This window comes from Oceanospirillum sp., assembly GCF_982874595.1.
Map to the genome: position 1 here is coordinate 23104 of NZ_CEYNZH010000017.1, position 21948 is coordinate 45051.

The following is a 21948-nucleotide window of genomic DNA, read 5'->3' on the forward strand; positions in this document are numbered from 1 at the left end:
ATAAAACAATTGATAGCACATAGAATTTTGGCGGGTAAACACGTTTTTTTTAGTGCAGATCGTGCACTGTTTTGGCAGAAGGCGAGTTAATTTGACGTAAGCAAATGATTAACTGAAATTAAAACCTCTTTTAAATCATGGGATTACAAGTATTGGTAAGAGCAATGATTTCACTGGCAAGAAAATTAGTATTTTTTTACACATGGTAAAACAGTTGGAATTATTTTTTTCCGGCACCAATAGCGTGCAGAATTAAATCAGTCACCGCCTGCTCAGCCCTTAGGTAACCTTCTCCCTGTAATTGGGATTGATCCATCAGAATGTCCATTTGTGTGGAGAAATCAGCATAAGACTGGGTAGTCGCCCAGACCATAAAGAAGAAGTGAGCGGGATCGATATCATTGATAAAACCCTTACGAATCCAAGAGTTAACAACTTCAATGTCTTTTTCAAACTGAGGTTTAAGATCGGATATCAGGTAGGGTTTTAATACCGGTGCACCACTAATAATTTCGTGGGCAAAGACTTTGGAGCCATAGAGATAGTCCCGGGATAACGCCATTTTTTCTTTCACATAGTGTCGAATTGAGGTCTCGGGATCAGCCTCGGATAATTCCAATAACTGTAGCTTGTCAATCCAGATGCCGAGTATTTCCTGTAGCACTTTTTTATAAAGTAAGTCTTTGTTTGCAAAGTAATAAATCAGATTTTGCTTGGAGATATTGGCAAGCTCTGCAATGCGTTCCATTGACGCCCCGCTAAAGCCTTTTTCAGCGAAAACCAACTCAGCAGATCGTAGAATTCTTGATTCTAAAATTTCACGGTTAATGGCTTGTTTGGTTTTTTTTTCATGTTTTCCTGTCACAGATCGCCACCGTTGTAAGCTGCTGAATTGAAATGATTTATTGCTTTTATAATAGCTATTTTTGCCAATTGCCGAAATGACCTTTTCGGGTAACCCATCTTATCAGATTTATAACCTTGGCCCCTCTCTTGCTTCTACCGGATGACGACATCTGATCGTGTCACTCCTCAGTTCTACACCGATTCATTGGGGAGTTTTTTTGGCGATATGTTTTTACCAATTGGTAAGAAATTAGTGCTTTTAACAGCGCTTAATTTTGGGAGAACGATATATGCAGGACTTAAGGGTCGACAAACAACGTCTTTGGGACAGCTTAATGGAGATGGCTCAATTTGGCGCAACGGAGAAAGGTGGTTGTAATCGTCTGGCAGGTACCGATCTGGATAAACAGGCCCGAGATCTCTTCGTATCCTGGTGTAAGACAGCGGGTTGCGAGATCTCAATTGATAAAATTGGCAATATTTTTGCGCGCCGCCCTGGCTTGAATAATGACCTGCCGGCAGTTGGAACCGGCAGTCACCTTGATACACAGCCGACAGGCGGTAAGTTTGATGGTGTGTTTGGTGTTTTAGCAGGTGTCGAGGTTCTTCGAACACTGCATGAGAACAATATAGAAACACCGACGCCGATGGAGTTTTCAGTCTGGACCAATGAGGAAGGCTCCCGCTTTCAGCCTGCTATGCAGGGTTCCGGCGTTTATGTAGGACGCTTCGATCTGCAAACAGAGCTGGATAAAACCGATGTTGACGGCATCCGTTTGGGTGATGAACTGGAGCGCATTGGCTACGCAGGCGAGGAAGAGCCAGGCAAGCGTCATGTGGGGGCGTTCTTCGAAGCTCATATTGAGCAAGGCCCTATTCTTGAAGATGCGGACAAGGCGATCGGTATTGTTCGATTAGGTCAGGGAATCCGTTGGTACAACATTGAAGTGACCGGTCAGGAATCTCACTCCGGTACTACGCCTATGTATCTGCGTAAAGATGCCATGGTGGCAACGGCGGAGATCGTTAAGGAGATCGAAAATATTGCTCACAACTATGAAAACGGTTTGGGCACGGTTGGCTTTATGCAGGTTTATCCGAACTCCCGCAACACCATTCCCGGTCAGATCAAATTCAGTGCGGACCTGAGAAATCCTAAACCAGACACCTTACTGAGCATGCATGAGGACCTGATTGCATTCTGCAAAGACGTTTCAACCAAACGCGGACTTGAGATCAAGGTAGACCCTTTCTGGTATTTCGCTCCGGTGGAATTTAACGCATCCGATGATGTTAAAGCGGCCACAGAAAAACTGGGATACAGCCATATGGATATCTATGCCGGTGCTGGTCATGACGCCTGCTATATGGCTGATCTGGTTCCTACCGGAATGATCTTTACCCCATGCGAAGGCGGTATCAGCCACAACGAAATCGAGTACAGCTCCCCGGAACAATGCGAAGCAGGCGCTAATGTTCTGCTGCATACCATGCTTGAAGCCAGCCATCGTCTGGCCTCTGCCTGATCGTTTTTTCCTGAGTTGCCCTAACCCGAAGACGTGCTCTTGCACACCTACAATCAAAAAATCAAAGGTGTAAAGATGACAAGCAAAGCAATTAAAAAAGGCGAATTTTACGAACTGGATGCCCAGGATGAATTGCAGTCCAGCGCAGCCTACAGTGATGACCTTGCCCCGACAAAAATCAGTGAACGAACCTGGAGTATCTTTAATATCGCGGCCCTTTGGGTCGGCATGGCGATCTGTGTTCCCTCATATACCCTGGGCGGTGTACTGACAGCCTACTTTGGTATGTCCGTAACGGAAGCCCTGTTTACCGTCTTTCTGGCCAATGTGATTTTATTGGTGCCTTTGACTCTGAACGCTTTTCCGGGTACGAAGTTTGGTATCCCCTTCCCTGTGGTTCTTCGTTCATCCTTCGGCATTGTCGGCTCTAACATTCCCTGCCTGATTCGGGGTTTGGTCGCTTGCGGATGGTTTGGTATTCAAACCATGTTTGGTGGTCTTGCGATCCATCTGTTGTTCTCTGCCTTCTCTGATGGCTGGACATCTCTGGGCGGCGTCGGTGAAGTGATTGGCTTCTTTATCTTCTGGGCACTGCAGATGTATGTGGTTATCCGGGGTGCCGAGTCGATCAAATGGCTGGAAACTCTGGCGGCACCACTGTTGCTGGTGGTTAGCTTTGGTCTGATGTTTTGGGCCAGCGGTAAAGTGTCTTTTACGGAAGTATTGGCAACTCCTGCAACCCGTCCTGAAGATGCCAGTTTCTGGGGTTATTTCTTCGGTGGTCTGACGGCAATGGTCGGTTTTTGGGCAACCTTGTCTCTGAATATTCCGGACTTCAGCCGTTATGCCAAATCCCAGAAAGATCAGGTTATCGGCCAGATTCTGGGGTTGCCTTTGACGATGTTCTTCTTTGCGGCTCTGGGTGTTGTTCTGACTGCAGCATCGACCACACTGGTTGGCGAAACCATCTCGGACCCTATTTCGCTGATCGGTAAAATTGATAGCCCATTTTGGGTGGCGATCGCGATGGTGCTGATCATTATTGCTACGATCTCAACCAATACCGCTGCGAATATCGTTTCGCCTACCAATGACTTTCAGAATATTGCGCCAAAACTGATTGACCATACCCGAGGTGTGCTCATGACGGGGGTTGTGGGTATTGCACTGATGAGCTGGGAGTTGCTGAAAAAGCTGGGCTGGGTGGTTTCTGATGTCAGTGTCGAAAGCATGTACACCAACTGGTTACTGGGTTACTCCAGTCTTTTAGGCCCCATTGCCGGAATTATGATCGTCGATTATTTCCTGATTAAAAAGCAGAACCTGGACCTGGTGGCCTTGTATTCGACCGATGGTGTGTATCCGGCATTTAACCTTGCAGGTCTGACTGCCTTTGCCGTACCTGTCTTGATTACGCTGATCTCATTCAGTGTTGAAGCACTGAGCTGGTTTTACAGTTATGGCTGGTTCACCGGTGCATTCACTGGCGCTCTTGTCTACTTCCTGTTAGCCAGTGCCCAAAACCAGACCGCTGTTGATGCAGAACTTCAGCCCGAGTAAGGAGAACAATGATGTTACTGATTAAAGGTGGAACGGTTGTCACCCATGAGGAAAGTTTTCCGGCGGATATCTTATGCGATGAAGGTAAGATCATTCGGGTTGGAAAAAATATCTCTGAACCGAATGCCAAGGTTATTGATGCCACAGGTAAAATGATTATGCCCGGCGGTATCGACCCCCATACTCACATGCAGCTGCCTTTTATGGGAACGGTTGCGAAGGATGACTTTGCTTCAGGCACGGCTGCTGCGCTAGCCGGTGGCACAACGACGATTATTGACTTTGTTATTCCAAGCCCGCAACAGTCATTGATCGAGGCCTATAACCAATGGCGTGACTGGTCTGATAAGTCCCATTCAAACTATTCATTCCATGTGGCAATTACCTGGTGGGATGACAGTGTTGCTGAAGAGATGGCACAGCTTGTTAAAGCGCATGGTGTTAACTCGTTCAAGCATTTTATGGCGTATAAAAACGCCATTATGGCGACTGATGACATTCTGGTGGCCAGTTTCACTAAGTGCCTGGAACTGGGGGCCGTGCCTACCGTTCATGCTGAGAACGGCGAGCTTGTCTTCCATTTACAGCAGCAAATGCTGGAAAAAGGTGTAACGGGACCTGAGGCTCACCCTTTGTCCCGTCCCTCTTCCGTTGAGGGTGAAGCGGCTAACCGGGCGATCTCTATTGCTAATACGTTGGGCGCGCCAATTTATCTGGTCCATGTGTCGACTGAAGAAGCCACGGATGCCATTCGTTATGCAAAAGATCATGGCCAGACGGTATTTGGAGAGGTTTTAGCCGGACATCTGGTTGTTGACGAGAGCGTTTATCGTGATGCCAACTGGGAAAAAGCTGCAGCTCACGTTATGAGCCCTCCTTTCCGGCCCAAACATCATCAGGACGCACTCTGGAAGGGTGTTCAGGGTGGGACGCTGCAAACAACAGCCACGGATCATTGTGCATTTTGTGCTGAACAGAAGGCGATGGGTAAAGATGATTTTACTAAGATCCCTAATGGAACAGCTGGGGTTGAAGAGCGCATGATGGTGCTTTGGGAGAAAGGGGTTAATGCCGGCAAAATCACAGCCAATGAATTTGTCGCACTGACCTCTACCAACACCGCTAAGATCTTCAATCTCTATCCTCAAAAAGGGTGTATTCGTGAAGGTTCAGATGCCGATCTGGTTATTTGGGATCCCGTAAAAAGCAAGACCCTCTCAGCGCAGGAACAGTGGTCGAAAATCGAGCACAATATCTTTGAAGGGATGGATGTTCATGGTGTGCCCGTCACTACCATCTGCAACGGCAACATTGCATTTGATCAGGGCAAACTCCTTGCTGAACAGGGATCAGGTCGCTACGTAGAGCGGAAACCCTATGCACCGTTTTATGAGTCGCTTAAGAAACGACTGGATCTGAATCTGCCGGAGCCGGTTATGCGGGATTAACCCAACCCTATGATCTCCGGTCTGAAAACAAAAGCTCGTCACCCTCAGGTTACGGGCTTTTGCTTTATTTTAATGAGCCTGGATACAGGTTCCCTATTTACTCTGCCGTTCGCACAAGCCGAATCTGGGCTGTATTTTCTCGGGTAAATGAAGACGACGATCCAGATCGAAAGTCAATGAAATAGGCAGAGTCCAGACCGTAACCACTGTTTCTGATACTGGGGGTTGAAGACCAAAAAACACCATGGTAAAGCTCTAGAGCCCCAGCATTAAAGATGTCTACATTAATAGCAGTAAGATGACACTGATCTTCTACGATTGACAGTAATTCTTTAATATTGGGCAATCGCCAATCGCTATAGCCAGCGAAACCACCACTACTATTTAGTCCTGAAACATGCTGTAAGGACTCTTGCCAAGTATAACCTGCTTCACCATCGGTGCAGGTCGTCCCGTTATCCCAATCAGATCCCTCAGGACACACTTTCCACATTAGCTTGGTTTTTTTGTGGGTGACGGTGCCATTATTATGGATTTCAAAGTCTCCAGAGGGAGTCGATGCCGGAAAAATAAGTTCGCATTCGGCTTGAACCTGACTAACACTTAGTAGAGTCAATGTCAAGAGAGCAAGCGTTTTTCCATAGTTGAGCAGTTTCACTCTACACCTCCTGCTGAGCTATTGTTATCCCTGACCAGTCGTGTGTAAGCATAAGAGGTATTAGATGCATGATTAATAGACACTTGGCCCAATACAGGTTCCACAACTTTTATGGCAAATATACTGCCCGCGAGGTGTGTATCAGTCCAATAGCGAGTTCCAGCAGAAATGTGTGCCGTATTAGGGAAATAGGATTTATCCAACAGTGGAGGAATTGTTTGTCCATAGTCCAGAATAGACTGCAACTCCATGGGGGATGGAAGTCGCCAATCGTTATAACCGCATAACCCCTGCTTGTTGACACGCGCTACAAAGCTCTCCGTATTGCAGTACGTTGCAGGATTTTTAGCCTCAAAGCCGGTACAGATATCAGCATCTTCATTGATTTCCCCTCGCTCAGGCCACTTCGAGTTGTACCAAGAATGCCTGTCAAAGCGAGAGTGAATATCTGCACCCTCAGATGCTGTTGTTTTCACTTCCCACATTAACCCAGTAACATTGTCCTGAACACAGGACCAAGGCTGACTGGAATAGTCTCCACTACCACTATATTGACTACCGTCACTATTGATTCGTGTAAAACTAAATCCTGCATGACCATCCAAAGGATCATTATGGGTAACATCACGACCGTGACTGCAGTCCTGCGCTAAGATGGTCTCACCAGTACAATCCTCATTGTTACTATCAGGGAAATTGCCTCCCCAAGTAACACCAGTGTCATTCATGAATACCGGATTTTCGCCTAATGCCTGTGGTATAGCTTTGACCTCATTACTTGGGACACTTTCTTCCCCATTTACTAATGCTACGAGTGTCAGATAATAGGTCGAATTGTTATTCAGAGCATGTAATATCTGACGGTTACCACTTAGACCCGTTAACATAGTTCCCCCGCTGTATGCCGAATAGTTGTCGACATCAGAGGGATTTCCCATAGTCTCCTTTGCATAATATAGGTTGTAGCTTTCTGCATTCGTAACGCTATTCCAAGTAAGAGTTATCGTTGAGTCACCGGGAGAAGCCTGAAGCACAGGAGCATCACCCTCGCCGATCACAACACTTTCTTCGTGGACCGTTACGGCACCAGATTCAGTCGTAACCGCCAGCCTGATATCATAACTACCGGATTTAGCGTACTCATGCTGAAATTTTGGCTCAGCAGAAACAGATACAATGTCACTGTCTCCCCATCTCCATGTATAGCTTTTAATAGGGTCTTCGGGGGACGCTAAAATTTGTGATGCATCAAATGTTGCGGCAAACGAGTTACCATCGCCAGGAACTTCTGACATCTTGAACCCAACCTGCTGAAGTTCAGGTACAAGGAGAATATTGTGCACGATATTGTTTGTACTCAAGCCAGAGACAATGACCTGAAGAGTTTCTTTTCCTCCCTTATACTCATAGTCCAGAGAGTTTATCGGGTTGGTGCTTGTTGTGAATTGTTGGATTTTTAACCACTCAGGCAACTCATTGGGGTTATAGGGCGTACTGTTTTCCCTACTGCCGTCGTACCAATCTCCACCCGTTGATGGAAACTGTAGTCCCAGCAGGTCGAAATCGGAAACACCTGTTCCACACTGCTTAGCCGGTATCAACCAATTCGTGCCGGCTGTGTCATAAAAGGCATAATCAATATTTCCCATCAGCTTTCTGGCGCATAGGTAGGTGTGCGAGTAACTCTCCGGAGATGTCGTCAGTACATCGTAAACCGTTGTAGGGACAACGCTGGGGTTTAGCTCCCAGGGCGCCCGGCTTGGATCAAACTGCAACGACCTGCGCAAACCTGTTTGTATACGAATCTTGTCTCCAGCAGAAAGGCTTAACGCAACCTCATTCTCCTTATGATTAACGCCTCCAATAAACTTTTCTTCGCCAGTTGCGGTGTCGATCTTAGCAACAGCCACTAACGTTTCCATAGGGCCATATGGGCTGAACTGGCCATTGATGAACGATGTTTGAAGACGACTCGGTGCCAACACGATATCCCACACCAAGGGCAACAAGCGATTTCCAATAGCCGATCCGGCAGACACGGCCTTCATGTAAGACCCTGATTTTTTGAATGTTTTTCTAATTTTGACAAAAGAGGCGTGACGACCATCCAGCTTTGTATACTGTTGCCAGGCTTTTTTCACCACTGTCTCTGTGGTGTCCAGTGTAAAGACTTCATCAGCCACGGCTGCGCCAACTTCCCAAAGAAAAGGAACGATAAATTCAGGTTCTTCACGGATTTTTCGCATGACTTCCGGAGCATTAAAAGCCATGTTTGACAATAGAAGGAGCGCCCTACCATTTCTCAGGGAGTCAATTTCTTCCTGTTTAGCTTTAATCTCAGATGCAGGAGCTTTATCTCGTTCCAGTTGTTTAAGTTGGCGCTGAAATTCCGTTCTGAACAGAATAAGAGTTTTTTCCATCGGCTGGATAAAATAGAGAGCAATAAGCTCTGCCTGTTCACGACCAGTAGTTGCATCGCGATACTGAACCGCAAATTCATTAGCTGCGAGATCCAAAACGGTATCAACGGATGTATTGCTCAAATCAACCGGTAGATCTTTTAGCAGACGTTTATACTGATTGGCGATAGTCCCCTTTATTTTTTGTTGCTGGCCCGCAGTAATTTCTTTCGTAATCCCTGCCACAACTTTCAGTTGGTTCAGAGACTCATTGAAAATCAAGTGATATTGCCTAAAATCGGCCAACCCAGGGTATGCGCTCAGATCCTGGTCCAGCTCATTCAGGAAAAGATCAGCGATGTCGAGCCAGGTCTGTGATACATCAGAAAGTAAGCCAAGCTTGGCTATTTCATCCTGGAAATTTGCAATTTTTTCTGCCCATGGCTTAAGTTTTGAGACTAATTCCCCTGCTTCACTTAAACCCGCTGTGTCAAGGTCGTGCACCACACTGATACTCGTTTTCGTTAACGTCAACGCGTTGAGAGCAAAGAGGATAATAGTATCGACCACTTCAGTTTTGCTTAGACGTCCTGAACTGATCCTATAGGACATATCAACAAGACTTGCCCCTTGAAATACCAGATCAGCATTGCGCCAATCACTAACGGCACTATTTAGATCAATTTCAGTTTCTTCAGGCGCTTTTGCAGGATAGCTTAGGTTGGTCTTAGGAATTATGCCGTCAAAATCAATATCAACGATATCAAAGTCAATCGCTTTATCACTGGGCTTAATAAAGCGCATTCCACCAAGTTTCCCGGTGACAGGATCAACAACCCGCATTATATAGTTGGTCAGATAACGATTAGAAACTGTAAGCTTTCCAGTATCGGTACTATCCAGATAAAGTCGATCGCTCAAAGTAACAGATGAGTCAGCAAGAGCTGGCGGTAAATTAGAAATAAGCAACAAAGTACTTAAAGCCAAAGCCTTATTTAATCGTTTCATTAGTTCTGGCCTCCGCCCGAGGACATCGTAAGGCCATCCAAGCTCAAGGTAGATGCAACCTCATCAGCGGTAATAGTGGCCAAAAAGCTACAATTAGGATTCATCGGGCAAGGACTTTTATCGTCGATTTCCGCCTGTAATTTTTCAACAAGAGTTACAAACTGAGGATGAGACCGGATCCGACTTTGCAACGCATTCAAATCATCAAATTCAACGCCAAAAAATCGCTCATGACGAAGAACAAACACTGTTGCAGTACTAGTGAGGTCAATTTGAACTGAACTATCTCCCCTATGTCGGATTCCTACAGCCATTGGCTCACCAAATTCTGAAGAGAGCAGCACCAGTTCACTTTCTTCAGGAGCTTTATTGGTGAGGGTCCCTTCAGCAATCGAGGCATTCGTCTGGCCGCTCTCGGAAATGACAAAATACTCTTGGTCATCGGGCAACTGACTGAGAAGCTTATGAGAAATATTTACATTGATCCTTTGTTCTGTTGAATCCTGTTTGTCATCAGTTTCTGCTGATCCGCCTCCACCGCAGCCGGTAAGAAATAAACTACAGATTGCTAGATAAGAAAACGGACGAGATAATACAGAAAAACACATATGGCACTCCTTGCTAACGCAGTTTACCAATAAGCCTGCGCATCCTTATGGTAAGAATCGAAGACACCGCCTAGCCCTAATTAAGAAAAAACTAAACTCTATAATACTGAATAACGGTTAACTCGCTAAAAGGCGTTAAAGACATCAGCATTGTAACTAATTGTAATGACTGATTGTATTTTTTGGAAGCACAGGCAAATAAATGTTAATGTTTTTTATAATTTCATTCGCATAAATAAATATAAAACCCACCTTGTTGTGTAGCACATCCAATGAATTGATATGTCGCCGGTCTGAAAACAAAAGCCCGCCACCCTCAGGTTACGGGCTTTTAATTGGGTAAGCAGAGAAATAACCCTGTTCGTAAAAATTCCAGCATGCCTCCCCATCTGATCCTGCTTGCGCTGAAATGAAATCTCTCATCAGTTAATCATTTCCCCTGAAAGCAACACTTACCAGTGGTAGTGCTGCCAACGATGGTCTGCGGCCTGGATCAGTAACGGGCATGGATTAATCAGGTGTGCATAGTCAGCGTACAAACATAAGGGCAGGTCATTGATCGAGTCGGTATAGAAGTGAATCTCCAGCTGCTGTCTGTCGATACCTTGTTGTGCGAGCCATTGCTCAAGCCGTTTGACCTTGCCTTCCCGATAACTGGCGATACCTTCAATTTGTGATGTGATTCTTCCTGCGTCTTCTTTCAGGTTGATGCCTAAAGCTTCAGGAATACCTAATGCACGGGCAACCGGCTCGATAAGAAAACTGGCACTGGCCGAGATCACCAGCATTCTGCTCTTCTGCTGTTTCAGCGTTTCAATCAGAGCCTGTGCTTCAGGATAAACCCGAGGCAGTATTTGCTCTGTGACACAGGCCTCCACCCAAAGGGATAGCTGTTCAAGACTGACCGATTGTAACGGCTGCAGAGTGGCCGAGAGATAGGCCTCCATACTCATTTTGCCCTCGCTGTAGAGGGCCATTAACTCACGATCGCGCTGCAGAAACCCCGGCTCGGTGACAATCCCCTGCTCCACCAGATACTCATTCCAGATCATGGAGCAGTCACCTTCGATCAGGGTGTCATCCATATCAAAGACGTACAGTGTCTGAGTCATACTTAAGCTCCCACCAGCTGAAACTCATGGCGATCAAACAGAAGTTCAACCGGCCTACCGGCTGGTATCAGATGCTCTGCTGAGCGGTTTAGTGCATCCAGAGTAACTTCCTGCTGACCGATCTGGGCCTTGTACCGAATCACGTTTCCCAACAGCTGGTGGTCTTTAATGATGGCGTTTGCTGGTTCCGTCATCTGTTCCGGGTACTGGCGTCCCGGCTCTTTGATATAGATCGCTTCCGGGCGGATCGCGATCGGCTGTTCACTGTTCAGGCCAAACAGGTCAAGAACTGTATATTTATCCAGTATATTGTAATGTCCCATAAAACCCGCCACAAAAGCATTAGCGGGTTGGGTGTAAATAGTCTCCGGCGTGCCACTTTGCACAATCTGGCCACCATTCATCAGGAAAATACGGTCTGACATCAGCATCGCCTCCTCCTGATCATGAGTGACAAAGATAGTGGTCAGATTGAGCTCTTTCTGAATCTCCCGGATCTGAATTCGCAAATTTTTACGGATTTTTGCATCCAGCGCAGATAAGGGCTCATCAAGCAACAAAATACGGGGTTGAACGACCAAAGCACGTGCCAGAGCCACTCGTTGACACTGCCCCCCGGATAATTGATGGGGATAACAGCTTTCCTTACCCTTTAGCTCGACCAGATCGATAATACGGGCAATTTTCTTTCGGGCGTCTTCTTTAGGAACGGCCTTCATTTTCAATCCAAAGGCGATATTTTCTTCCACGTTCATATTGGGAAACAGCGCATAAGACTGAAACACCATACCGATTTCCCGTTTTTGTGGTGCCAGATGGGTGATCTCCTGACCGGCAACGGCTAATGAGCCGCTATCAACAGAGTTGAGCCCTGCTATACTGCGCAGCAGGGTTGATTTGCCACAGCCGCTGGGGCCCAGCAGGGTAATGAACTCGCCCTGCTCAATGGTGAAAGCAATATCGGTAAAAACCTGATTCTGACCAAATGCCTTGCTCAGGCCGGTGACGTTGACATAACTCATAATGCATTACTCTTGCTGATTCGACTGCCCAACCAGGTACAGATAAAAATAAAAAAGAAATAGGTCATCACCAGTGCCGAGGTGAAATGACCGCTGGTCTGGCGCATGTTGTAGAGGTAAACCTGCAGGGTTTCATAACGGGTACCCACCAGAATATTGGCGAAGACAAACTCCCCCAGCAGGAAGGAAAATGATAGAAACATCGATGCCAACACACCTTTTTTCAGGTTTGGCAGGATGATGTAGAAAAAGGCTTTTGGTGTAGATGCGCCCAGCAGATGGGCCGCATCCACCAGATCCCGCAGATTGATCGCCAAAAAGCTGTTCGCAATCGCCCGGTAAATAAAGGGCAGCGCGATGGTGAAATAGGTGCCAATCAGAATCCAGGGTGTCCCCAACATCGGGAAAGGGGCATCGGCGTAGAACTGCAGTAAGCCAACGGAAGACACTACCGGCGGCACGGCAAAGGGCAACAGAATCAGAAGATTCATCAGCTTGTCGTAACCGGGATAGTAGTAAAACACCACAAAGGCCAGCGGAATCACCAGCACCAGCGCTAACAGCAGCGCGGTAACACAGACAAGCAGTGACCGGCCAAAGGCTTCCAGAAAACGTATATCGGAAAACAGTTGGCTATACCATTTCAGTGTGAAGCCGTCAGGAAGTATGGTCGCGCCCCACTGGCTGGCGAAGGAGTAAACCAGGGTTGCTGCTATCGGTAATGCCAGCAGAGCAACAAGACTATAAACCACTGTTTTATGATACAAGAGATTAACGTTTTGCATGATAGCTCCTGCCGATAAGCCATTGATTGATCGCGGTAATCACGCCCAGCAGCGTAATCAGTACTACGGATATAGCAGCCGCCAGATTCGGCTCAAGAAACAGGTCCCCCGATACCAGGCTTGCGATACGTACCGTGACCACATTGAAGTTACCCGCAGTTAGGGCATAAACACTGGCGTAAGCACCGATCGCATTGGCAAACAAGATAATAAAAGTGCCCAGTAACGCCGGTGACAACACCGGAAGACCTACCCGCCACCAATAAACCCGCTGCGATGCGCCTAACAGAGCAGCAGCTTCCTGCCATTCATGCTTTAGCGCATCAAACGCCGGGTACAGTAACAATGCACCCAGTGGGATCTGAAAATAGATATAAAGCGCCAGAAGGCCACTACTGCCATAGAGGTTAAAATCATCAATAACGCCCCACTGTTTCAGTAACAGCGTTACCGCACCGTTGGTACCCAGAATAATGATGAAGGCAAAAGCCAGAGGGACACCGGCAAAGTTACTGCTCATATTGGTAAAAGCAACAATCATATCCCTTAGACGACTATTGAGATGGCGTAAAGAAGCCACGAGCAAAGCGGCAAGTAATAAGCCGACTAAGCTTGACCAGAAAGCCAACCAAAGGCTGTTGCGGAAACCCTGTTGAATAAAGGCAGAATCCAGAATTTCTGTGTAGTGTTCCAGTGACCAGGAACCATCATACTGAAAGCTATTGATTGCGACCCAAACCAAAGGTGTCAGCTGAAACAGATAGAAAAACACCACAAAAGGGATCACTACAGCAATCGCCTTAACCTTGCCCTGCCCTAAAAAACGTCTGACCTTGTGCATGGCAGCTTTAGCCCCTGAATTAGCGGTGGTGTCACTAGACGGTTGACTCTGGGCCTGTACCGGATAACTCATCGCAAAAACTCCGCTGGATAGGGTTTGTCGTGCGGTATTCCCAATAACTGACAGACCAACCCGCAGATCTGGGCCTGCTGTATCCCTGCCGGAGCATGGCTAAAGCGCTGACCGATGGTAAACAGCGGCACCTCCCGCTCTTCCGGCAGAGTTCCGCCATGAGACAGGTCGTTATTCATACCGTGATCACTGGTAATCAGAATCTGATAGCCTTCACGTATCCAATCCGGCAGGTACTCCGACAAGATGATATCGGCCCGGCGGGCACTGTTACGGTACTGGCGGGAATCAAGTCCAAACTTATGCCCCGCATCATCGATATTCATTGGGTGAACCAGAAGAAAGTCCGGGTTATGGCGATTCAGCAGTGCATCTGCATCCTGAAACAAAGCCTCATCCGGATAATGATCCCACTGATAAAACATACCAAATTGGATATTGAGAGATTCATCCGCCGTTACCCGATCACGACGTGGCTGGTAAGGCGCACGGTTATAAAGCTCGCTCACCCAGTGATAAGCGGCGGCGGCTGTGGTTAAGCCCGCCTTTCTGGCGAGACTGAATACAGAGTCTTCCTTAGACCGACGGCAGACCTGATTGTGTGTAATGCCACTGTTGACCGGTTTCACACCTGTCAGAATGCACTCATAAAGCGGGCGGGACAGAGATGGAAGTTCACTCTGTAAGGTATAAACGGAGGCTTGCTGATCTTCGACCAGGCCATTGACATAGCCCATGCACGTTCGGGCTATGTCACTGTTAAGGCCGTCGAGAACAACAAGGATAACCTTATTGCTCATACTGACCTCTTACTGCTGGTGAATCAGAACGCTTTCCTGCCATTGGCGCGGCAGTTTACGTGCGGATTTTTCCCAGGCCTTAAAGTCTGTGATCGGCTGAACGTTGGAGTACTGACTGTTCGGCAGTAATTTAGCCTGTACTTCAGCTGGCATCTTAATGCTGGTGCGGATGGGACGCGCATAACCGTTTGCCAGATTGATCTGGCCCTGATCGCTGAAAATATATTCACGAGCCAGCTTGGCGGCATTCGGATTCTTGGCAAACTTATTGATAATAGTGGTGTAACCGGAAATTACCGAGCCATCCTGAGGGATCGATACCGTAAAGCGATCACGATCAATCTTGTCGCGGTAATTCAGCGCATTAAAGTCCCACAGAATAGCTACTTCTACTTCTCCTTTTTCCAGGTTAGCGATGCTGGGGTTATTGAACGAGAGGCGGTTCTGCTTAGCCAGTTTGGCGTAATACTCAATTGCAGGCTTTAAGTTGCTCTCGTCACCGCCATTGGCAAATGCTGCCGCTAACACTGCATTATTGGCCTGTGACGCTACGCCGACATCACCGACAGTGACCTTGTAATCACCTTTCAGAAGGTCAGCCCAGGATTTTGGCGCATTCTTTACCAGATTGTTATTGGAGATAAAGGCGATAGAACCGGTATAAGCCAGCGCCCAATGACCGTTTTTATCTTTAGCCCAATCTGGGATTTCATTCCAGGTTGATGGCTTATAAGGCTGAGTCACACCTTTGCGAACCGCCACACGGGCAAAGGCAAAACCGACATCACCGATATCTGCTGTGGCGTTTTTGCGCTCAGCTTCAAACTTGGCAATCTCCTGAGCCGAGCTCATATCCGTATCCTGATGCTCCAGAGCATACTTTGTTTTCAGATCCCGCCAGGTATCTTTCCAGTTGGCCCAGCTATCCGGCATACCCACACTGTAAACAGCGCCTTCTTTCTTGGCAGCACTGATAAGTGCACTCAGATCCGTTTTCTCAGAAGCGATCGCATTTAAAGACAGAGCGGCCGCAAGAGCACAAGAAGCCGCTTTTAATATCAGTTTCATTATCAACATCCTTTCTGGACTAGGTCAGTTTTGATGATTCGATGCTAGATCAGCTTTGTGACAGTAAGATTAAGGCTGTATGACGCTTTTTAGTCGCTAAAAGTGATTAATTAACCACAATATTTAAAAAGAAATAATATAGTGATAGCATTTCGACGCTTATTTATTGGACTAGTTCAGAGGTTGTGCTGAGACGATTATGAAAACGCAGCTCAGAAGCATTAAAGGGATACTTAAAGAACAGATCGCCGGTGGTATTTATACCTGCCAACAGAAGCTCCCTTCCGAACGGGAGTTAAGCGAGTTATTTCAGACGACGCGTATCACAATGAAAGATGCATTGATCGCTCTGGAAACAGAAGGACTTATCTATCGGGAAGAGCGTCGGGGTTGGTTTGTCTCTCCACCCCGGCTTCGCTATAACCCTCTGTCCCGCAGTCACTTTCACCGGATGGTGGAAGAACAGCAACGCCAGGCAGCAACCCGGGTACTGAAGATTGAAACGGAGCTGGCCAGCAGCGACATTAGTAAAGTACTTGAGCTGAAGAGTATTCAACCGGTACATCGGATTCAGCGGGTGCGCTCGATTGATAATCGGGTAGTTTTATTTGTCGAGAACTGCCTGATTGCCGCCCTGTTTCCGGATCTGTTGACTCATGACCTGTCTCAGTCGCTGACAGCGCTTTATGACAAACGGTATGGCTATCAGACGGCACGATCCCGTTTCGATGTGATTCCAACTGCCGCACCGGAGCATGTGGCCAAAGCCCTGAATCTGGCAGAGGGACAACAGATCCTGAAAATCTGTCGGGTTAACTACAATCAGGATGGCATCTTGATGGATTGCGAATTCGAATACTGGCGACCGGATGCAGTAATGATCCAGATTGATAGCTGACCCCTGCTTTTTCAGCACCTTTTATATCGCCTGCCACACTTATTATCGACCACAAAGCGCTTGCCCCTGCAAAAATGTATTTTTGTCAGATTTGATATCCGTTTTTTACGGTATAGTGGGCAAGTCCAGATTTGTTAAGTTTTGCATCCGGCTGCAACCGTATCCATGGTTATGATGCTGGATTGTGAAATGACGAAACATGAAATCATTACTTGATGCCAATAGCTCTATTGATAAGGAGTTCAGACAATGAGCACAATGATTCGGACCGATGTAAGCATAGGATTGCTGCAGGAGTTTAAGACACTGTTAGGTATTACAACAGTTTGCGATGCTGATACAGGTATCTATCAGCTTGATTTTAAAAGCAAAAATACTGAAATGATCCTGCTTGATTGCATTAGTAACAGCTGGGGTTTGATTGCCATTTTTGATGGTGACAATAATAATATTTTCCTGACCCATGCCTCTGCTGAAATCACGGATTTTTACTCAAGGTTATTAGCTTAGCTTTCGCGCCTGCAGCGATACAATCAACGACCCGCCCTTTGGCGGGTTTGTTATTTGTACTTACCGAATATGTGCAAACGAATCCGCGAACGCCTCAGCGAATGGGCGATTAGCCTGCGTCGCCATTGTAACACCCACTCTGGATGAGTTGATCAACACTCCCACCTGCGATTCCCAGCCTTGTTCAGAGACTGGCGGAAAGGCTTAAGCCTGAAACACGACTAAGTTTTGCCAAAACTTTGCCAATTTTTTGCCAAAAAAAAACAGCCACCCGAGCAATGCTCATAAGTGACTGTTTTTCTTAGGTACCTGGTAGACATGACTGGATTCGAACCAGCGACCCCTACCATGTCAATGTTGGTGGGTGTGAAAAATCAAAACCTTTAAGAATATACCTCATTGATTCATAGGGAAATTTTTCTCAGATGCTTGCTCAAGAAGTAAATTGTCTGACAATTGGGACCATTTTTTTGGTCACATAAGTGCTGAATTTCCCGGTTCAGATTTTGACCACTATTTTTTATTTAATCCATCAAATATAAAAAAAGCCACAGCAATGGCTGTGGCTAAACCACCTAAGGTGGAACACCGTAGACTCAATTAAATCTACAGTGTTATCCCCTAGCGATGGGTGTTGATGGTTTCTGTCGATCTGGTATGTGCTTTCACATCTTTCTTGCTCAGCCAGGTCTCCTTGTAATCAAGGTTTTCATACAGGGATAACGGATCTGATAATGAGGCAAAGGTGTTCCCTAAGGGGCGATAAAACCGCTCTGGCCGGGAGTCACAACCTCATAGGCTTTAACTTTGTTTTTGCAGGAGAAGGCAACCAGATTGTTCTCGGTACCGCGATTTATTGCGATATGAGGTTGCACGGCTTCTTTTTAACTGGTTTCTACATCTAGATACCTAGCATGCTCAATCAACTCATCCATAAAACACAAGCCGGCATCACTCAATACCAACTTGCCACCGACGTTATGTGCCAACCCTTTTGCCACCAATGAATTATCGACATTATTTTCCAGTGGTGGCTTCAGCCCGCACCCTTTCAACACCACTTTTATTGCTGGATCCTCAGCGATATCTCTCAGATGATCATAAGGCAGGCCAATGTTTCGCTCTCGGATAACGGTTGGATTGATACCTTTTAACGTCATCCCCCGATTAATACAGTCCAGCAAGACCATTGCCTGCATCGCGTTGTCATCATACGTTTTTAGGCCGTATTCCCGGATAAAATAAGAGCACCCCATGGGCTTTAGTTCGTATCCAATCGCTCGATAGACTTTCTCATATTCACCAAAGTTACCGATGATTTCCTGATAAAATGGGTTGTCTTCAAACTCATTTGTTTTTGTATTGTACTCACTCTGATTAATCATCTTGCCCGACATGAGCAGGCGAAAGATTTCTGGACTCCACTGGGCATGCATCTGGTTAAAGTCCGCCATCTGCACCCGCATCAGATAAAGTACACCACCTTTGTGAGTTGCAAAAGCGGCTGCCCCTTGTGTTGTGGTCAACTTTTCCGGGAAGGTGCGTATGGTATAGGCAGGGTTCTGTACACCAAACTCTTCACCCATCACACGAAAATCATCACCACTGAGCATAAAGCGGTTCTCGTTGCGAAAGCATAAAGCCACCTTTTCAAATGTACGCGCTTTAAAGTGCTCGGCTGTTTGTAGAAACACTCGGAATACATCCATCGGCTGCGCCTGATCCTTGAGATCCTGAACGCAGAACTGCAAGGTTTCCCCCGACTGTTCAGCGTGAAGCTGACCGGGGCATTACGAGGATCGCTCTGTTGAATCTGTTTACGATCTGCGCTCAGATTTTTTGCTGAAGCACCTGAACTCAGCAACGCGATTACCAACGTAAAAGCTAGTCTGATACAAAAATTGTGCATCATAGGGCTCCTTAAAACGCTTCTGCGTCAGCGGCAGAATCCTGCTTATTAATCGCTTCTTTTGCCTGATAAAACCCTGGGCTTTCGTAGGAGATAGAAAGATAGCCCGTACCTCGTGACACCCCTTCCAACTGCACGGCAATATAGCCTTGATTGATCTTAAAAGAGCAAAGTAAAAGCCGCAGCCGTCGTATTTCAGGCATTGGTAGAACTCGTCAGCATCTTTGTAGAGTTTGAGGCCGGATCGTTCCGAGGCGGACTCTGGTGCACCATATTTCCGGGTCAGTAGAGCTTTAATATTTTCGTACTCCGCCTTGCCCTCACTGCCGTACAGATCTGATGAGAACTTTTTGGAGTGTGCAGCTACCTTAACCAGACTGCCCCGGTAGGTCAGCGCAATATAGTCATCGGCCTTGGACCAGGCTTTTGGTGTCGAAACCGACGTAAAAACATTGAAATCATCGGAGGGGCCTGTCTTACTGAAGTCGGCCTTAATCAGTGCAGCTTCTGACATGCCCCAGGTCAGACCAAAAGGCTCAGGGAAGGATTTGGACTCGGCCAATGCCAGAGAAGACAGAGAGAAAAGAAACAGCAGAGAGATCAGTTTTTTCATGGATACCATCCTGGAATAAGTGAAAGTCAGCGACCATTAGTCGCGCTCCCTTACTAATTGCAGGTGGCGTGCCATTTCTTTGATTCCATAAAAATCAATAGGTTATGACAAAAAAACAAACTGAGAAACTCTTTTGTTTGATAACTTTTTATGCACAAAGGTAAAATTTTTTACCCTTGTTTTTTGCAGATAGTAGTTAACATGATAGTTAAGGCGCTTCCACGCCTTAACTGAATTTTCCGGCTGGTTATTCCGAGGGCAACAGTCGTCAGGGAGCCAAAGCTTCCAGTTGCTGTAGCCAAACATTAAAAAGATGACACTCCTGCCGCATCTGAACAAGTCCTACCTCCAGTGCTGCCAGTGTACCCAGCAAAGGCTTTTCATAACCAAATACCAGCTTTTCAATACGCTTGCTGGGAGCGGTTTGCGGGCTGTTATTGATATGTTCCGGCGATTCAAAAGTATCAAGAATAGCTTTTAACGATGACGTCAGTTCCAGCTGATCCATTCCTCTTGCCATTTTTTCCGGATCACTGAAAAGCAGGGCTTCAAACTCATACATCTGTACATAGGGAATAAAGCGCCGCATGGCATCACTACCCAACTTGGTGGTTAGCTGCTCCAGCAATGCCCGGTTCAGTGTCATGGCTTTATCTTCAATACGGGTAAGACTAGCCGCCTCTCTTTTACCGGGAAAAGATTCCGGCAAACCATAAAAATCAAAAAAGGTGGTGCAATAACAGTTTTTGTCTGCCAGAAGGCGTTTTTCAACATCCGGGTAGAGACGATCAAACTTAAAATTGCCGCCTTTATGCCCCGGGCGACCGATCAGGCCTGGCTTCAGGTAGATCCCTTTGCAAGCAAAAGGCTCAACCAGCAGCTCATTAACAAAGGCTTCTTCTGTTTGTCCCTCGCAGATGACATGCACAAAAACAGGGGGCTTTGCACTCATCGTGACGGCCTCCCGCCCAACAGATTTTTCTGCCAAAGCTCACCAACCGAGTAATCTTCCAGCCAGCTGGCAAACTGATCCGTATCCAGGCGGTTAAATGTTGAAACACCCTGCTCACGTTCAACCACAATCAGGTCGTCCAGTTCAAACTCATTGAGCAGTGGCACCGACTGCGTAGAGACGATCACCTGCATACGTTTTGATGCCGCCCGCAGTAAAGCACCTAACAAAGTGATTGCATAAGGGTGCAAACCCAGCTCAGGCTCGTCAATGATGATGGTAGAGGGTGGCTCTGGTTGCAGTAACGCGGTGACCAGACAGATAAAACGGATCGAACCATCAGAAAGCTGACTGGGCCAGAACGGGTAATCACTATCAGCCTGTTTCCACAGCAGTCGGATCTGCTCCTCTCCGGATGAAAGCGGTACCGGCTTTAAAACAAAATCATCAAAAAAGGGCACCGCCAAACGGACCGTTTTACGGATCTGGCTATACACCTCAGGATTTTGCTGTTGCAGCTTAAACAGATAAGCGGCCAAATTCGCTGCATCAGAGCGCAGATACTCATTATCGTGCACCGCCCCCTGACGTTTTACTGCCGCAGTGTCGCTGGTATCGTGAAAGTGAAATACTTTCCAACCGGCAATGGCGTTATAACAAAAGGTGGCAATGTTCTGGGAAATCCCCCCTTGCATCACCTTTTTTAATTTTGACTCATTATGACCTGCGCCTAGGTCGGGGCGGGTTACTCCATAGTAGGGCCCTTTGAAATACAGTTTTTCCTCGATAAAGGTAAAACTGTCTTCCACTGTGGGTTCAAGTACCGCCTGGTACCCGTTATTACCAAAGCGGATAACTGTTTTAAGCTGCTCAGTTTCTTTTACCCCCATACAGAGCACACGATCAGCCCCGCCCTGCTTAGACGTCCAAACTTGTAAACGCTCTTCCGCTAACTCATGCAGCATACGAAAATAACTGACAAAGTTACTTTTACCGGCACCATTAGCCCCGATCAGCACATTAAGATCATTCAGTTTCAGCTGATCTAACTGCCGGATCGACTTAAAACCGTAAATGCTAAGGGTATCAACCTTGCTCATTATTCTCTCGCTCTCGCTTTTACTCGCCCTGAACCGTTCACCGGCAAATACCGCTGGTCTTCATCCCGCTATGCTGCGGCAGATGCATAGTATCTGTTCCAGCTTTCAACATATCAGGCAATTGTACCACTGATGCTGGGCAGATCGGGCAAGTGCCAAAGTGCCAAAGTGCCAAAGTGCCAAAGTGCCAAAGTGCCAAAGTGCCAAAGTGCC

19 protein-coding genes are annotated in these 21948 nt (G+C 46.8%); 5 read left to right on the forward strand and 14 right to left on the reverse strand.

Features of this window, described 5'->3' with window-relative positions:
• Positions 1-220: 220 nt before the first annotated feature.
• Complete coding sequence (locus AC4GL5_RS09620) at positions 221-865, reverse strand: TetR/AcrR family transcriptional regulator (RefSeq protein WP_490382564.1); 645 nt, start codon at positions 863-865, stop codon at positions 221-223.
• A 271-nt stretch (positions 866-1136) separates the two neighbouring features.
• Here AC4GL5_RS09620 and AC4GL5_RS09625 point away from each other — a divergent pair, with 271 nt between their 5' ends.
• From AC4GL5_RS09625 to hydA, 3 genes are all read left to right on the forward strand, one after another.
• Positions 1137-2372 carry a Zn-dependent hydrolase gene (locus AC4GL5_RS09625; protein WP_490382565.1) on the forward strand — a complete coding sequence of 412 codons (1236 nt, stop codon included), beginning with the start codon at positions 1137-1139 and terminating at the stop codon, positions 2370-2372.
• 75 nt (positions 2373-2447) lie between these two features.
• Positions 2448-3932 carry an NCS1 family nucleobase:cation symporter-1 gene (locus AC4GL5_RS09630; RefSeq protein ID WP_490382566.1) on the forward strand — a complete coding sequence of 495 codons (1485 nt, stop codon included), beginning with the start codon at positions 2448-2450 and terminating at the stop codon, positions 3930-3932.
• Between the two features lie 8 nt (positions 3933-3940).
• Positions 3941-5380: a dihydropyrimidinase gene (gene hydA, locus AC4GL5_RS09635; protein ID WP_490382567.1), complete on the forward strand. Its 1440-nt coding sequence runs from the start codon at positions 3941-3943 to the stop codon at positions 5378-5380.
• Between the two features lie 97 nt (positions 5381-5477).
• On the opposite strand, the gene AC4GL5_RS09640 is transcribed toward hydA, so the two are convergent.
• From AC4GL5_RS09640 to AC4GL5_RS09680, 9 genes are all read right to left on the reverse strand, one after another.
• On the reverse strand, positions 5478-6038 hold the full coding sequence (locus AC4GL5_RS09640) for an Lcl C-terminal domain-containing protein (RefSeq protein WP_490382568.1): 561 nt from the start codon (positions 6036-6038) through the stop codon (positions 5478-5480).
• Positions 6035-9445: an Lcl domain-containing protein gene (locus AC4GL5_RS09645; RefSeq protein ID WP_490382569.1), complete on the reverse strand. Its 3411-nt coding sequence runs from the start codon at positions 9443-9445 to the stop codon at positions 6035-6037. Before AC4GL5_RS09645 ends, AC4GL5_RS09640 begins: the two co-directional genes overlap by 4 nt.
• Positions 9445-10053 carry a hypothetical protein gene (locus AC4GL5_RS09650; RefSeq protein WP_490382570.1) on the reverse strand — a complete coding sequence of 203 codons (609 nt, stop codon included), beginning with the start codon at positions 10051-10053 and terminating at the stop codon, positions 9445-9447. The genes AC4GL5_RS09645 and AC4GL5_RS09650 overlap by 1 nt, the downstream gene beginning before the upstream one ends.
• Before the next feature lie 452 nt (positions 10054-10505).
• The gene (locus AC4GL5_RS09655; RefSeq protein WP_490382571.1) at positions 10506-11165 is read right to left on the reverse strand and encodes an HAD family hydrolase; all 660 of its coding nucleotides are present in this window, start codon (positions 11163-11165) and stop codon (positions 10506-10508) included.
• A gap of 2 nt (positions 11166-11167) precedes the next feature.
• Positions 11168-12187 (reverse strand): ABC transporter ATP-binding protein, encoded by a 1020-nt coding sequence (locus AC4GL5_RS09660; RefSeq protein WP_490382572.1) that lies wholly within the window; start codon positions 12185-12187, stop codon positions 11168-11170.
• On the reverse strand, positions 12184-12972 hold the full coding sequence (locus tag AC4GL5_RS09665) for an ABC transporter permease (RefSeq protein WP_490382573.1): 789 nt from the start codon (positions 12970-12972) through the stop codon (positions 12184-12186). The genes AC4GL5_RS09660 and AC4GL5_RS09665 overlap by 4 nt, the downstream gene beginning before the upstream one ends.
• Positions 12959-13885: an ABC transporter permease gene (locus AC4GL5_RS09670; RefSeq protein WP_490382574.1), complete on the reverse strand. Its 927-nt coding sequence runs from the start codon at positions 13883-13885 to the stop codon at positions 12959-12961. Before AC4GL5_RS09670 ends, AC4GL5_RS09665 begins: the two co-directional genes overlap by 14 nt.
• Entirely contained in the window at positions 13882-14685 is an 804-nt protein-coding gene (locus AC4GL5_RS09675; RefSeq protein WP_490382575.1) for an alkaline phosphatase family protein, read from the reverse strand. Before AC4GL5_RS09675 ends, AC4GL5_RS09670 begins: the two co-directional genes overlap by 4 nt.
• A gap of 9 nt (positions 14686-14694) precedes the next feature.
• Complete coding sequence (locus AC4GL5_RS09680) at positions 14695-15753, reverse strand: ABC transporter substrate-binding protein (RefSeq protein WP_490382576.1); 1059 nt, start codon at positions 15751-15753, stop codon at positions 14695-14697.
• 199 nt (positions 15754-15952) lie between these two features.
• On the opposite strand from AC4GL5_RS09680, the gene AC4GL5_RS09685 reads away from it, so the two are divergent.
• Complete coding sequence (locus AC4GL5_RS09685) at positions 15953-16651, forward strand: UTRA domain-containing protein (protein ID WP_490382577.1); 699 nt, start codon at positions 15953-15955, stop codon at positions 16649-16651.
• 249 nt (positions 16652-16900) lie between these two features.
• Positions 16901-17161 carry a hypothetical protein gene (locus tag AC4GL5_RS09690; protein WP_490382578.1) on the forward strand — a complete coding sequence of 87 codons (261 nt, stop codon included), beginning with the start codon at positions 16901-16903 and terminating at the stop codon, positions 17159-17161.
• An 884-nt stretch (positions 17162-18045) separates the two neighbouring features.
• On the opposite strand, the gene AC4GL5_RS09695 is transcribed toward AC4GL5_RS09690, so the two are convergent.
• From AC4GL5_RS09695 to AC4GL5_RS09710, 4 genes are all read right to left on the reverse strand, one after another.
• A complete protein-coding gene (locus AC4GL5_RS09695) occupies positions 18046-18870 on the reverse strand; it encodes a condensin complex protein MksE (RefSeq protein ID WP_490382579.1) in 825 nt (274 codons plus the stop codon).
• Positions 18871-18978: 108 nt separating this feature from the next.
• Positions 18979-19683: a hypothetical protein gene (locus AC4GL5_RS09700; RefSeq protein ID WP_490382580.1), complete on the reverse strand. Its 705-nt coding sequence runs from the start codon at positions 19681-19683 to the stop codon at positions 18979-18981.
• A 268-nt stretch (positions 19684-19951) separates the two neighbouring features.
• A complete protein-coding gene (locus AC4GL5_RS09705) occupies positions 19952-20635 on the reverse strand; it encodes a DUF4276 family protein (protein ID WP_490382581.1) in 684 nt (227 codons plus the stop codon).
• Positions 20632-21735: an AAA family ATPase gene (locus AC4GL5_RS09710; protein WP_490382582.1), complete on the reverse strand. Its 1104-nt coding sequence runs from the start codon at positions 21733-21735 to the stop codon at positions 20632-20634. The genes AC4GL5_RS09705 and AC4GL5_RS09710 overlap by 4 nt, the downstream gene beginning before the upstream one ends.
• Between the last annotated feature and the right edge of the window lie 213 nt (positions 21736-21948).

Excerpts from the sequence above, each read along its gene's own strand:
- AC4GL5_RS09625 (WP_490382565.1), top strand. The coding sequence starts at position 1,137 with ATGCAGGACTTAAGGGTCGACAAACAACGTCTTTGGGACAGCTTAATG.
- AC4GL5_RS09630 (WP_490382566.1), top strand. The coding sequence starts at position 2,448 with ATGACAAGCAAAGCAATTAAAAAAGGCGAATTTTACGAACTGGATGCC.
- hydA (WP_490382567.1), top strand. The coding sequence starts at position 3,941 with ATGATGTTACTGATTAAAGGTGGAACGGTTGTCACCCATGAGGAAAGT.
- AC4GL5_RS09645 (WP_490382569.1), bottom strand. The coding sequence starts at position 9,445 with ATGAAACGATTAAATAAGGCTTTGGCTTTAAGTACTTTGTTGCTTATT.
- AC4GL5_RS09650 (WP_490382570.1), bottom strand. The coding sequence starts at position 10,053 with ATGTGTTTTTCTGTATTATCTCGTCCGTTTTCTTATCTAGCAATCTGT.
- AC4GL5_RS09655 (WP_490382571.1), bottom strand. The coding sequence starts at position 11,165 with ATGACTCAGACACTGTACGTCTTTGATATGGATGACACCCTGATCGAA.
- AC4GL5_RS09660 (WP_490382572.1), bottom strand. The coding sequence starts at position 12,187 with ATGAGTTATGTCAACGTCACCGGCCTGAGCAAGGCATTTGGTCAGAAT.
- AC4GL5_RS09665 (WP_490382573.1), bottom strand. The coding sequence starts at position 12,972 with ATGCAAAACGTTAATCTCTTGTATCATAAAACAGTGGTTTATAGTCTT.
- AC4GL5_RS09670 (WP_490382574.1), bottom strand. The coding sequence starts at position 13,885 with ATGAGTTATCCGGTACAGGCCCAGAGTCAACCGTCTAGTGACACCACC.
- AC4GL5_RS09675 (WP_490382575.1), bottom strand. The coding sequence starts at position 14,685 with ATGAGCAATAAGGTTATCCTTGTTGTTCTCGACGGCCTTAACAGTGAC.
- AC4GL5_RS09680 (WP_490382576.1), bottom strand. The coding sequence starts at position 15,753 with ATGAAACTGATATTAAAAGCGGCTTCTTGTGCTCTTGCGGCCGCTCTG.
- AC4GL5_RS09685 (WP_490382577.1), top strand. The coding sequence starts at position 15,953 with ATGAAAACGCAGCTCAGAAGCATTAAAGGGATACTTAAAGAACAGATC.
- AC4GL5_RS09690 (WP_490382578.1), top strand. The coding sequence starts at position 16,901 with ATGAGCACAATGATTCGGACCGATGTAAGCATAGGATTGCTGCAGGAG.
- AC4GL5_RS09695 (WP_490382579.1), bottom strand. The coding sequence starts at position 18,870 with ATGGATGTATTCCGAGTGTTTCTACAAACAGCCGAGCACTTTAAAGCG.
- AC4GL5_RS09700 (WP_490382580.1), bottom strand. The coding sequence starts at position 19,683 with ATGAAAAAACTGATCTCTCTGCTGTTTCTTTTCTCTCTGTCTTCTCTG.
- AC4GL5_RS09705 (WP_490382581.1), bottom strand. The coding sequence starts at position 20,635 with ATGAGTGCAAAGCCCCCTGTTTTTGTGCATGTCATCTGCGAGGGACAA.
- AC4GL5_RS09710 (WP_490382582.1), bottom strand. The coding sequence starts at position 21,735 with ATGAGCAAGGTTGATACCCTTAGCATTTACGGTTTTAAGTCGATCCGG.